Raw genomic sequence first — 11388 nt, 5'->3', positions numbered from 1 at the left:
GTCGCGGGCCGCGCCGAGGGGCTCGCGGCCGACGACCGCGCCGTCGCGCACCAGCTCGCGCAGCAGCGGGACCCCGCCCTCCGGCGCCTCGCGGGAGGTGGTGATCAGCTCGGTCTCGGCGTGACCCGTCTCGTCGAACAGGCGGTAGGCGTCCTTGCGCCCGCCGCGCGACGGCTTGCCCACCGAACGCTTGGCGACCGGCTCCAGCCTGCCCGCCGCCGTCTCGCGGGCCACCAGCTTGTAGACCAGCGCGGCCGTCGGCACCCCGGACCCGGTCACCAGTGAGGTGCCCACCCCGTAGCCGTCCACCGGGGCGGCGGCCAGCGCGGCGATGGCGTACTCGTCGAGGTCGGAGGTCACCAGGATGCGGGTGTCGAACGCGCCGAGGGCGTCGAGCTGCTCGCGCACCTCCTGCGCGGCCGCCGCCAGGTCGCCCGAGTCGATGCGGACCGCTCCGAGCTTTGGCCCGGCCAGCTCGACCGCCGTGCGGACCGCCGCCGGCACGTCGTAGGTGTCGACCAGCAGCGTGGTCGCGGCGCCGAGTGAGGCGATCTGGGCCTCGAACGCCGCGTGCTCGGAGTCGTGCAGCAGCGTGAAGGCGTGGGCGGCGGTGCCCGCGGTGGGGATGCCGTACGTACGGCCGGCCATGAGGTTGGACGTGGAGGCGAAGCCGGCGATGTAGGCGGCGCGGGCGGCGGCGACCGCGGCGCGCTCGTGGGTGCGGCGCGAGCCCATCTCGATGATGGGACGGCTGCCCGCGGCGTTGCGCATCCGGGACGCGGCCGAGGCGATGGCACAGTCATGGTTCAGGACGGACAGGACGAGGGTCTCGAGCAGCACGGCCTCGGCGAACGTGCCCTCCACCACCATGATCGGTGAGGCGGGGAAGTAGACGTCGCCCTCCCCGTAGCCGTACACGTTTCCGGAAAATCGGTAATCTGCGAGAAAGGCGAGGGTGGACTCGTCGACCACGTGCCCGTCCCGCAGGAAGGCGAGTTCCTCGTCACCGAAACGGAAGTGTTCGATCTCGTCAAGGACACGCCCCGTGCCGGCGACGACCCCGTAACGCCTGCCACCTGGCAGGTGCCGGGCGAACACCTCGAAAACGGCGCGTCTGCCGGCGGCGCCACTCCGCAGAGCCGCCTGCAACATCGTCAGCTCATAGTGATCAGTGAGCAACGCGGTGCTCATGGTCATTGTCACGAGTCGAAGACTACGGCGGAGGTAGGGCAGGATGGTGGATGTGGGTAGCACCGCTCCAATCGCCGTCGAGCGTCCGTCAACGGACGTCCGGCCCGATCTGCCATGGGTGACGATCGTCTGGAACGACCCGGTCAACCTCATGTCCTACGTGACCTATGTGTTCCAGACCGTCTTCGGCTACACCCGTGAGAAGGCGGAGAAGCTGATGCTGGACGTCCACCACAAGGGCAAGGCCGTGGTGTCCAGCGGCACCCGCGAAGAGATGGAGCGCGACGTGCAGATCCTTCACTCCTACGGCCTGTGGGCGACGCTCCAGCCCGACTCGGTCAAGTGAGGCGGGTGCGGGTGAGCTCGGGGTTCAGGACCAAGGACGGCGGCGGGGCCGTCGTGGAGTTCGAGGCGGCGGAGGTGGCGATCCTCCGCTCGCTCGTCACGCAGGTACTCGGCCTCGTGGAGCCGGGTGAGACCAGCGACGACCCGCTTGAGCGCGCCCTGGGCATCGGCGCGAGCCGGGTCCCGTCCGATCCGGTGCTCGCCCGCCTGTTCCCCTCGGCGTACGAGGACGCGGAGGACGCGGCGGAGTTCCGCCGCTACACCGAGGCGACGCTGCGCGAGGGCAAGCGCGCCGACGCGCGCACCATGCTCGACACCGCCCGGCCGGGGCGCACCGAGCTCACGGCCGAGCAGGCCCAGGCGTGGCTGCGCTCGCTCAACGACGTACGGCTGGCGCTCGGCACCAAGCTGGAGGTGACCGAGGAGATCCACGAGGAGATCGCCACGATGGCGGAGGACGACCCCCGCTACCCGGCCTACGTCACCTACGACTGGCTGACCTACCTCCAGGACACACTGGTACGGGCGCTCTGGTAGCTTCCGGGCCATGCTGACGATCCCACAGGAACTCGTGGACAAGATCGTTGCCCATGCCCGGGCCGATCATCCCGATGAGGCGTGCGGCGTGATCGCGGGGCGGGACGGCGTGCCCGAGCGGTTCGTCCCGATGGCGAACGCCGAGCGCTCGCCCACGTTCTACCGCTTCGACTCGATGGAGCAGCTTCGCGTCTGGCGCGAGATGGACGACCGCGACGAGGAGCCGGTCGTGATCTACCATTCGCACACGGCGACCGAGGCCTACCCGTCGCGCACCGACATCTCGTACGCCTCGGAGCCGAACGCCCACTACGTCCTCGTGTCCACCCGCGACGAGGACGAGGTGGAGTTCCGCTCCTACCGGATCCTCGACGGGGTGGTCACCGAGGAAGAGGTAAGGTTTGTTCCATGATGGTCCGGGCTGTGCAGAGCTGCCTCTTCGCGCATACTCCGGCTGTCGTCGTCTACGACTGTAGGTGAGCTGGAATCCGCATCCGGCCGTCGGCGTTGGTGCCGATGGGACGACGACCTGACCTGAGGAGATTTGACCGCGATGGCCATCGAGGTTCGCATTCCGACCATCCTGCGCAACTACACCGGCGGCGCGAAGGCCGTCGCCGCTGAGGGGGCCACCCTCGACGAGCTGATCAGCAACCTGGAGTCCGCGCATCCCGGCATCAAGGAGCGCCTGGTCGACCAGGGCAGCCTGCGCCGCTTCGTGAACGTCTACCTGAACGACGAGGACGTCCGCTTCCTCGGCGGCCTCGGCACCCCCGTGTCCGACGGTGACACGGTGACCGTTCTCCCCGCTGTCGCCGGCGGGTGACATGCGCTTCGAATCGCTGATCGACTCGGTCGGCCGCACGCCGCTCGTCGGCCTTTCGCGGCTGTCGCCCTCTCCCGACGTGCGGATCTGGGCCAAGCTGGAGGACCGCAACCCCACCGGTTCGATCAAGGACCGGCCGGCGCTCTGGATGGTCGAGCAGGCCGAGAAGGACGGCCTGCTCACGCCGGGGTGCACGATCCTCGAGCCGACCAGCGGCAACACCGGCATCTCGCTGGCCATGTCGGCCCGGCTCAAGGGCTACCACCTGATCTGCGTGATGCCGGAGAACACCTCCGAGGAGCGCCGCCAGCTGCTGCGCATGTGGGGCGCCGAGATCATCTCCTCGCCGGCGGCCGGTGGGTCCAACGAGGCGGTCCGGGTGGCCAAGGAGCTGGCCGAGCGCAACCCGTCCTGGGTGATGCTCTACCAGTACGGCAACCCGGCCAACTGGCGCTCCCACTACGAGACGACCGGGCCGGAGATCCTCGACGACCTGCCCACCGTGACCCATTTCGTCGCCGGCCTCGGCACGACGGGCACGCTGATGGGGGTCGGCCGGTTCCTGCGCGAGCGGGTGCCCGGCGTCCAGATCGTGGCCGCCGAGCCGCGCTACGGAGAGCTGGTCTACGGCCTGCGCAACGTCGACGAGGGCTTCATCCCCGAGCTCTACGACGAGTCGGTGCTGACCACCCGCTTCTCGGTCGGCTCCGCCGACGCGCTGCGCCGCACCCGCGAACTGCTGGCGTCCGAGGGCGTCTTCGCCGGGGTCTCCACGGGCGCCGCGCTGCATGCCGCGCTGGGCGTGGCCCGCAAGGCCGCCAAGGCGGGCGAGCGGGCCGACATCGTGTTCGTGGTCGCCGACGGCGGCTGGAAATACCTGTCGACCGGCGCCTACGAGGGCACCCTCGAAGAGGCCGAGCAGCGCCTCGAAGGCCAGCTCTGGGCGTAGTCCCCGCCCACGTCCCCCGCCCACGTCCCCCGCGCACGTCTCCGAGCACGCCGATGGGCGGCCGGCGAGTGGCCGGCCGCCCGTCGCGTGCCCGCCGGCTAGTTGAACAGCACCCGGAGCGAGAACGTGGCCTCGTCGGGCGTCTGCTTGCCGCTGAGGCCCACGGCGCGCAGCATCTGGGCGTTGGCCTTCTCCTCGCCCTGCATGTTCTTCAGGTAGTGCTGCTCCACCTTGTCCAGGTCGACGAAGACGGCGAACGTCGCCTCACCGGCGTCCGGGACGGCGGTCGTGAAGGTCTCGCTGTCGCCCAGCGTGCCCTCCTCGGCGAGCTTCTTGGCGTAGTCCTGGGTGGTGGCCACGGTGAACGTGCCCTCACCGGCGACCGTGGCGATCTGCGGAGCGGGCTGGCCGCCGGCGGTCATCGCCTGCTTGACCTTGTCCACCACGGCCTGGGCCTTGGCCGGGTCGGTCACGATGCGCACGCCGCCCTTGATCTGGTCGCCGTCCAGGCCCTCGCTGTCCACCGCGACGGTCAGGTTCTTGCCCAGGATCGTGGTCAGGTCGTCGGGGAGCTGCAGCCCGTACTGCTGCCTGGCCTGGTCGATGAACTGCTTGAACTGCGCCCCGCCGGGGTTCGCGCCGATCGACTGCTCGATCTCGGCCCACTTCTTGGCGACGACCTGGTCCAGGCCCGAGATGGAGAGCGCGCCGGCGGTGGTGGCGGGCAGCTTGGACAGGTCGGCCTTCTGCAGGTCGCCCTCGATGAGGTTCTCGGCTCCCCGTACGGTGCCGGCCAGCTCGACGTACGCGCTGTCGAAGCGGAGCGCGCCGGCGAACCGGGCGTTCTTGATCTGGTCCAGCGCCTTGGCCTGCTCGGCGGGGATCTCCTGGCTGGCCAGCTTGGCTAGCTCGCCCAGGTGCGCCCAGTAGGACAGCACACCCTGCTCGCCGACGGCGTCCAGGTCGTCGCCGAAGTCGGCGCGCGTGGCGAGGCTGCCCTCCTCGGCGGCGTACTTGTCGGCCTGCGCCTGCTCGGCCGTGAGGAGCGCGTAGTCGTCACGGAAGGCGATGCCGTACTTGTTGTCGCCCATCATCTTGGCGATGCCCGCCTTGGCCTGGGCCTCGTCCTTGACCTGGACGGCCACCGCGAAGCCGGGCTCCTTGCCGCCCGCCGGCGGCAGCAGGGCGAGGCCGATCCGGCTGCCCAGCCAGGGGTCCACGTCCTTGGCGAAGTCCACCTTGGCCAGGTCGCCGCCGCTGCCCTTCTTGATCGCGTTGAACAGCGCCTCGCGCGGGTCCTCGCCGCTGAAGGAGTCCTTGGTGGCCGTGAACTTCCGGGCCAGCTGGAACAGCGCCACCTTCTGGTTGGCGGCCGGGTCGAGGTCGAGACGGAAGTAGGCGATGGCGTTGGCCGGCAGCACCTCGTGCGGCTGCGTGCCGCCGCCACCGAGCGCGCCCACCGCCCACACGGCGCCACCGCCGAGCACCACCACGGCGAGCGCGGCGGCCAGGGCGACGATCCAGCCCCTGCGGCCCTTCCTGGCGGGCTCGCCGGGGCCGCCCAGAACCTCGGGACCCTGCTGCTGCCAACCCGCCTGCCCATACTGGTCCTGCTGCCCGTACGCGGGCTGCCCGTAGCCGGGCTGCTGCCCGTACGCGGACTGCTGGCCGTACCCGGGCTGCGCGTACCCGGACTGCTGGCCGTACTGGTCCTGCTGTCCGTAGCCGGGCTGCCCGTAGGGCTGCTGACCATAGGACTGCTGGCCGAAAGACTGCTGCCCGTGTCCCTGCTGCTCGTAGCCGGGCTGCTGGCCGAAGCTCTGCTGCTGACCGTACGGCTGCTGCCCGTACGCGGGCTGCTCGTACGTGGGCTGCTGGCCGTAGCCGCCCTGACCCTGGCCCTGGTAGGGCTGCTGCGGCGGGTACGGCTGGCCCTGGGACAGCGGTGTGGTCGGCGGGTTGGCGGGCTCCTGCTCGTGGCTCCAGCGATACGCCGTGGTCCGGTCGGGATCCTGGCCATGAGGGGGATTGTTAGCAGACATCACTCAACTCACAAAGTGGACTTTTGACCACAGCGAAGGTAGCTGATGTTGCTAGATGGGCGCTTGCAATGCACTGAAGTCGCTTATGACCTCCTTATTCGCCCCATTTCCCCAGGTAGGCGACAGAGGGCCGTGATGCCGTAGAGTTGTGGGCCTACTAGAACAAAATTCGGGACGCAAGGCGGAGCAGATGACCAAGTTCGACGAGGCCACGCAGGCGATCCGGATCGACGAGACCGCCTACGACGTCTGCCTCGATCCCGGATACGCGATCGGCGGCCCCCTGAACGGCGGCTACCTGATGGCGGTGATCCTGCGGGCGGCGGTGGACGCCTCGCCGTTCGAGCACCCGGTGAGCACGACCGCGCAGTTCCTCAAGGCGCCCGCCCCGGGACCGGCGCGGGTCGAGGTCGAGCGGCTCAAGGCGGGCAGGACCGTGGCTTTCATGCGGGCAAGGCTCGTCCAGGGCGGCGTGACCCAGATCGAGTGCCTGATCACCACGGCCACGCTCGCCGACGTGTCCCCCGCGTATGCCGAAGAACCCGGATATGTCATGCCGCGCCCCGAGGATTGCCTGAAGCTGCCCGACCCCAAGCCCGAGTCAGGCATGACGCTCAACGCCCAGATGGAGCTCCTGTTCGACCCGCCCACGGTCGGCTGGCTGCGGGGCGCGCCCACGGGCCGGCCCGAGTCGCGCGCCTACTTCCGGATGGCCGAGCCCCAGGACCCCGACCCGTACGTGCTCGCGCTCGCCGTCGACGCGCTGCCGCCCGTGGTGTTCTCCGCCGGGGCCAGGGGCTGGGCGCCCACCGTCGACCTGACCTGGCACCTGCGCGCGCTGCCCGCCCCCGGCCTGCTCACCCTGATCGGCAGCGGGCGCCTCGTCTCCGACGGCTGGTTCGACGAGGAGATCGAGGTGCGCGACTCCCGGGGACGGCTCGTCGCCCAGTCGCGCCAGCTGGCACGGGTGGGACGGGGGTGACACGCCTGCGCACTGTGAGCATTCTTACGCAGTGCGCACTCCGCAGGTCGCCTACCCTCTGAAGGGTGCCGGAAGCCAGCATCGGGATCTTCGACAGCGGGGTGGGTGGCCTGACGGTCGCCAGGGCCATCATCGACCAGCTGCCCCACGAGTCCGTCACCTACGTGGCCGACACGGCCCGCCAGCCGTACGGGCCGAAGCGGATAGCCGAGGTCCGCTCGTACGCGTTGCAGGTGATGGACCACCTCGTCGAGCACGACGTCAAGATGCTCGTGATCGCGTGCAACAGCGCCAGTGCCGCCGTGCTGCGCGACGCGCGCGAACGCTACGACGTGCCGGTCGTCGAGGTGATCCAGCCCGCCACCCGGCGCGCGGTGCGCGCCACCCGCACGGGCAGGGTCGGCGTGATCGCCACCCGGGCCACCATCGAGTCGATGGCCTACCATGACGCCTTCACCGCCGCTCCCGACGTGCAGCTCACCAGCGTGGCCGCCCCGCGCCTGGTCGAGTACGTCGAACGCGGCGAGACGGCGAGCGACGAGCTCATCGACGTGGTGCGCGACTACCTGCGCCCCATCGGCGACGCCGGGTGCGACACGCTCATCCTCGGCTGCACCCACTACCCGCTGCTCACCGGCGCGATCGCCTACGTCGCCGGTGACGGGGTCACGCTGGTCTCCAGCGCCGATGAGACGGCCAAGGACGTCTATCGGATCCTGCACGACCGTGACCTGGCGGCGGGAAGCGACGCCACCCCCCGGCACCGCTTCCGCGCCACCGGCGACTCCGCACTTTTCGCCCGGCTCGGGCGGCGCTTCCTGGGCCCGGAGATCGACGCGGTCGAAGTGACACCAGTGGGGGGTACTACCTCTAACGGAGGCCCACATGAAGGTGACCATAATCGGCTGCTCGGGTAGCTTCCCGGGTCCGGACAGCCCCGCGTCCTGCTATCTGCTCGAAGCGGAGGGCTTCAGGCTGCTGCTCGACTTCGGCGCGGGCTCGCTCGGGCCTCTCCAGCGGCACATCGGCCTCTACGACGTAGATGCCATCTGCCTGTCCCACCTCCACGCCGACCACTGCCTGGACATGTGCGGCTATCACGTCGCGCGCACGTACGGGCCCGACGCGCCCTACCCGCGCGTGCCCGTCTACGCCCCGGCCGACGCGCCGCGCCGGCTGGCCGCCGCCTACGGCATGCCCGAGGAGCCGGGCATGGAGACCGCCTTCGAGTTCGAGCGGCTGCAGCCCGACACGTTCGGCGTCGGACCGTTCATGGTGACGGCCGGGCTGGTCAACCACCCGGTCGAGGCCTACGGCTTCCGCGTCTCGTACGGCGGGCGGAGCGTCGCCTACTCCGGCGACACCGGCGAGTCGGCGGAGCTGGTGAAGCTGGCCGAGGACGCCGACCTGCTGCTCTGCGAGGCGTCGTTCATCGACAGGCCCGGCCTGCCCGCCGACCTGCACATGTCGGGACGGCAGGCGGCCGAACACGCGGCCCAGGCCCGCGTCGGCAGGCTGGTGCTCACCCACCTCGTGCCCTGGCACGACAAGGCCAGGGTCCTGGACGACGCCTCCCGCGGCGGCTACGGCGGGCCGATCGAGCTGGCGCGCAGCGGCGCCGTCTACCACCTCGCCTGACCCCGCCGGCGGCCGGCCCGGGCGGCGCCCTACGAGCCGGTCCGCACCTGTGTGAAGTCGCGCAGCCGCGGCAGCGGCGAGAACAGCAGGGGCACGAACGAGATCAACCGGCCGGCCATGAACACCCATAACGCCTGCCGCACCCCGATCTGCTGGGCCACGAGCCCCCCGAGCAGCGCGCCGACCGGCATCGTGCTCCACACCACGAACCTGACCGTGGCGTTGATCCTGCCCAGCATGTGCTCCGGGGCGACCGTCTGCCGGTAGGTGAGCTGCCCCACGTTGTAGAGGATCGCGCCCCACGACAGCGCGATCGAGGTGATGGTGAAGAACGACACCCGCCAGTCGGCCTGCGTCATCGGCAGCAACAGGCCGAAGGGTGACGTCACGGCGAGCGCCAGCCAGGTCACCCGCGCGGTGCCGTACCTCTTGAACAGCCACCCGCCCGACAGGCCGCCGAGCAGCCCGCCGACCGCGCCCGACATGAGCAGCACCCCGATCAGCCCCGGCGGGAGCTTGACCTCCTCTGCCAGGAAGAGCACCGACAGGCCGATCACGGCGCTGAGGCAGAGGTTGGTGCCGGTGGTCGTGAGGATGATCGGGCGCAGCACCCTGTCGTGCCAGACGAACGCGAGCCCCTCGCGGATGCCGGACCACATGCCGGTGCGCTCCTCCGCGGGAGGCGCCTGCCGGTCGGGCGTCCTGATCGAACGCAGGAACAGCGCGGACGTGAGGGAGGTCAGGGCCGTGACCAGCACTGTCAGCGGGGCGCCGAGCAACTGCACCAGCACGCCGCCCAGGCTCGGCCCGGCCAGCGCGCCGCTCGACCGCACGAACTCCAGCTTGGAGTTGCCGCTGCTCAGATGCTCCTTGGTGACCAGTTCGGGCAGGTAGGTCTGGTCGGCCACGTCGTTGAAGACCTGGGCCGTGCCGACCAGCAGCGCCACCGCGAACATCATCCCGATCGACAGCAGCCCCAGCTGGTGCGCCAGCGGAAGACTCGCCAGCAGCGCGCACCTGGCCAGGTCGGCGGCCATCATGACCCGCCGCTTGCGCAGCCGGTCGACCCACACGCCCGCGGGGAGCCCGACCGCCAGGAACGCCGCGCTCTGCAGCGCGGAAAGTGCCCCGACCTCCAGCGCGCCCGCCTGCAGCACCAGCACGGCGACCAGCGGAAGCGCCACCCTTGAGATGTTGATCCCGATCTCGTTGGCGACGTGCGAGCCGAGGAAGCGGAGGAAGTCAGGGCTCCGTAACACCCCCGTTGTCATTGCGTAAGGATCCATGTGATGGACACTCTCGGTCAAGAGTGTGTCGGCACAGAGATAGGGTGATCTGCATGTCTCGACAGGATGGCCGCGCGCCGGACCAGCTCCGCCCCGTCACCATCACCAGGGGCTGGCTGGCCCACGCCGAGGGGTCGGTGCTGGTGGAGTTCGGCGGCACCAAGGTGCTGTGCGCGGCCTCGGTCCAGGACAGCGTGCCGCGCTGGCGCAGGGGCAGCGGCCAGGGCTGGGTCACCGCCGAGTACGCGATGCTGCCCCGCGCCACCAACACGCGCAACGACCGCGAGTCCGTCCGTGGCAAGATCGGCGGTCGCACCCACGAGATCTCCCGCCTGATCGGCCGTTCGCTGCGGGCGTGCGTCGACTACAAGGCGCTCGGGGAAAACTCCGTCCTGCTCGACTGCGACGTCCTGCAGGCCGACGGCGGCACCAGGACCGCCGCGATCACCGGCGCCTACGTGGCCCTCGCCGACGCGGTCGCCTGGATGCGCGAGCGCAGGATGTGCCCCGGCGACCCGCTCGTCGGCTCGGTGTCGGCCGTCTCGGTGGGGGTGGTGGGCTCGGTGCCGATGCTCGACCTCTGCTACAGCGAGGACGTGACCGCCGAGACCGACATGAACGTCGTGATGACCGGCACGGGCAGCTTCGTCGAGGTGCAGGGCACCGCCGAGGGCGCCCCGTTCGACCGCGACACGCTCGACCGGCTCCTCGACCTGGCCGTGGCCGGGTGCGAGGAGCTCACGCTGATCCAGGAAGAGGCGCTGGGTCGATGAAGATCGTGCTGGCCACCCGCAACCCCGGCAAGATCGCAGAGCTGCGCCGCATCCTGGCGGGGTTCGACATCGTGGGGCTGGAGGAGTTCCCATCGATCGGCGAGGTGGCCGAGACCGGGGTCACGTTCGAGGAGAACGCCCTGCTCAAGGCGCACGCCGTCGCGCAGGGCTCCGGGCTGCCCGCGGTGGCCGACGACTCGGGCCTGTGCGTGGACGTGCTGAACGGCATGCCCGGGGTGTTCTCGGCCCGCTGGTCCGGCCGCCACGGTGACGACCGGGCCAACCTCGATCTGCTGCTGGCGCAGGTCTCCGACGTGCCCGCCGACCGGCTGACCGCCCACTTCGCCTGCGTGGCGGCGCTGGCGCTGCCCTCGGGGCAGGCGCGCGTGGTCGACGGCACCCTGCGGGGCCGCCTGATCGCCACTCCTCGGGGCGCGAACGGGTTCGGATACGACCCGATCTTCGTACCTGAGGGGGAGACGCGCACCACGGCGGAGATGCCGGCGGAGGAGAAGGACTCGATCAGCCACCGGGGCCGCGCCTTCCGCGCCCTCGCCCCCATCGTCCGCGACCTCCTGTCATCCGCCTGACCCGGCCGTAGCGGCCCGACGGCGGCCGGTCCCGCCGCCGCGGCTGCGCACCGAGGGGCGGTCCGTAACCGGGGCGTAAGAATCCGGCCCCCGGGGTGGGCGTAGCGTCGGTGCCGTGCAGAAGTATGACGTGGTGCCCGCCTGGGCAGGGGCGCTCGCGGGCGTGGCGGCCGGGGCCGTGGCGCTCGGCGTGGCCCAGCTGTCCGCCGCGCTCGTGGGGCCGGAGGCG

The 11388-nt window shown here is 70.7% G+C and carries 13 protein-coding genes; 10 read left to right on the top strand and 3 right to left on the bottom strand.

What is annotated here, in order from left to right; genetic code table 11:
• A partial coding sequence (locus tag DQW85_RS34455) for a nicotinate phosphoribosyltransferase (protein ID WP_420819206.1) occupies window positions 1–1197 on the bottom strand: 1197 nt, incomplete at its 3' end.
• Between the two features lie 37 nt (window positions 1198–1234).
• On the opposite strand from DQW85_RS34455, the gene clpS reads away from it, so the two are divergent.
• From clpS to DQW85_RS34430, 5 genes are all read left to right on the top strand, one after another.
• A complete protein-coding gene (gene clpS / locus DQW85_RS34450; RefSeq protein ID WP_205315627.1) occupies window positions 1235–1537 on the top strand; it encodes an ATP-dependent Clp protease adapter ClpS in 303 nt (100 codons plus the stop codon).
• Between the two features lie 11 nt (window positions 1538–1548).
• The gene (locus DQW85_RS34445; protein ID WP_113703943.1) at window positions 1549–2073 is read left to right on the top strand and encodes a DUF2017 domain-containing protein; all 525 of its coding nucleotides are present in this window, start codon (window positions 1549–1551) and stop codon (window positions 2071–2073) included.
• A 10-nt stretch (window positions 2074–2083) separates the two neighbouring features.
• Window positions 2084–2485, top strand: a complete 402-nt coding sequence (locus tag DQW85_RS34440; protein ID WP_113703941.1) for a M67 family metallopeptidase — start codon at window positions 2084–2086, stop codon at window positions 2483–2485.
• A 141-nt stretch (window positions 2486–2626) separates the two neighbouring features.
• Window positions 2627–2899, top strand: coding sequence for a MoaD/ThiS family protein (locus tag DQW85_RS34435; protein ID WP_113703940.1), 273 nt, complete (start codon window positions 2627–2629; stop codon window positions 2897–2899).
• 1 nt (window position 2900) lies between these two features.
• Window positions 2901–3848: a PLP-dependent cysteine synthase family protein gene (locus tag DQW85_RS34430; RefSeq protein WP_113703939.1), complete on the top strand. Its 948-nt coding sequence runs from the start codon at window positions 2901–2903 to the stop codon at window positions 3846–3848.
• Between the two features lie 98 nt (window positions 3849–3946).
• On the opposite strand, the gene DQW85_RS34425 is transcribed toward DQW85_RS34430, so the two are convergent.
• Window positions 3947–5890, bottom strand: a complete 1944-nt coding sequence (locus DQW85_RS34425) for a DUF3352 domain-containing protein (RefSeq protein ID WP_113703938.1) — start codon at window positions 5888–5890, stop codon at window positions 3947–3949.
• Window positions 5891–6080: 190 nt separating this feature from the next.
• Here DQW85_RS34425 and DQW85_RS34420 point away from each other — a divergent pair, with 190 nt between their 5' ends.
• The 3 genes from DQW85_RS34420 to DQW85_RS34410 all read left to right on the top strand — a co-directional run bounded on the left by DQW85_RS34420 (window position 6081) and on the right by DQW85_RS34410 (window position 8510).
• Entirely contained in the window at window positions 6081–6872 is a 792-nt protein-coding gene (locus DQW85_RS34420) for a thioesterase family protein (protein WP_113703937.1), read from the top strand.
• A gap of 65 nt (window positions 6873–6937) precedes the next feature.
• On the top strand, window positions 6938–7789 hold the full coding sequence (gene murI / locus DQW85_RS34415) for a glutamate racemase (protein ID WP_113703936.1): 852 nt from the start codon (window positions 6938–6940) through the stop codon (window positions 7787–7789).
• Window positions 7758–8510: an MBL fold metallo-hydrolase gene (locus DQW85_RS34410; RefSeq protein ID WP_113703935.1), complete on the top strand. Its 753-nt coding sequence runs from the start codon at window positions 7758–7760 to the stop codon at window positions 8508–8510. The genes murI and DQW85_RS34410 overlap by 32 nt, the downstream gene beginning before the upstream one ends.
• A 29-nt stretch (window positions 8511–8539) precedes the next feature.
• Here the strand turns inward: DQW85_RS34410 and DQW85_RS34405 are convergent, their stop codons facing one another.
• Window positions 8540–9781, bottom strand: a complete 1242-nt coding sequence (locus DQW85_RS34405) for an MFS transporter (protein ID WP_162795602.1) — start codon at window positions 9779–9781, stop codon at window positions 8540–8542.
• A gap of 68 nt (window positions 9782–9849) precedes the next feature.
• Between DQW85_RS34405 and rph the strand changes: the two genes are divergently transcribed.
• Window positions 9850–10569 (top strand): ribonuclease PH, encoded by a 720-nt coding sequence (gene rph, locus DQW85_RS34400; protein ID WP_113703933.1) that lies wholly within the window; start codon window positions 9850–9852, stop codon window positions 10567–10569.
• Window positions 10566–11159: an RdgB/HAM1 family non-canonical purine NTP pyrophosphatase gene (gene rdgB, locus DQW85_RS34395; protein ID WP_113703932.1), complete on the top strand. Its 594-nt coding sequence runs from the start codon at window positions 10566–10568 to the stop codon at window positions 11157–11159. The genes rph and rdgB overlap by 4 nt, the downstream gene beginning before the upstream one ends.
• The last annotated feature ends 229 nt before the right edge of the window (window positions 11160–11388 follow it).

This window comes from Nonomuraea lactucae, assembly GCF_003313395.1.
Classification (GTDB): domain Bacteria; phylum Actinomycetota; class Actinomycetes; order Streptosporangiales; family Streptosporangiaceae; genus Nonomuraea; species Nonomuraea lactucae.
The sequence above is the reverse complement of the archived record's forward strand: the minus strand, read 5'-3'. Positions and strand labels throughout refer to the sequence as shown.

Coding starts and splice junctions, on each gene's coding strand:
- DQW85_RS34420 (WP_113703937.1), top strand. CDS start 6,081: ATGACCAAGTTCGACGAGGCCACGCAGGCGATCCGGATCGACGAGACC.
- DQW85_RS34435 (WP_113703940.1), top strand. CDS start 2,627: ATGGCCATCGAGGTTCGCATTCCGACCATCCTGCGCAACTACACCGGC.
- rph (WP_113703933.1), top strand. CDS start 9,850: ATGTCTCGACAGGATGGCCGCGCGCCGGACCAGCTCCGCCCCGTCACC.
- DQW85_RS34425 (WP_113703938.1), bottom strand. CDS start 5,890: ATGTCTGCTAACAATCCCCCTCATGGCCAGGATCCCGACCGGACCACG.
- DQW85_RS34440 (WP_113703941.1), top strand. CDS start 2,084: ATGCTGACGATCCCACAGGAACTCGTGGACAAGATCGTTGCCCATGCC.
- clpS (WP_205315627.1), top strand. CDS start 1,235: ATGGTGGATGTGGGTAGCACCGCTCCAATCGCCGTCGAGCGTCCGTCA.
- DQW85_RS34430 (WP_113703939.1), top strand. CDS start 2,901: ATGCGCTTCGAATCGCTGATCGACTCGGTCGGCCGCACGCCGCTCGTC.
- rdgB (WP_113703932.1), top strand. CDS start 10,566: ATGAAGATCGTGCTGGCCACCCGCAACCCCGGCAAGATCGCAGAGCTG.
- DQW85_RS34405 (WP_162795602.1), bottom strand. CDS start 9,781: ATGACAACGGGGGTGTTACGGAGCCCTGACTTCCTCCGCTTCCTCGGC.
- DQW85_RS34410 (WP_113703935.1), top strand. CDS start 7,758: ATGAAGGTGACCATAATCGGCTGCTCGGGTAGCTTCCCGGGTCCGGAC.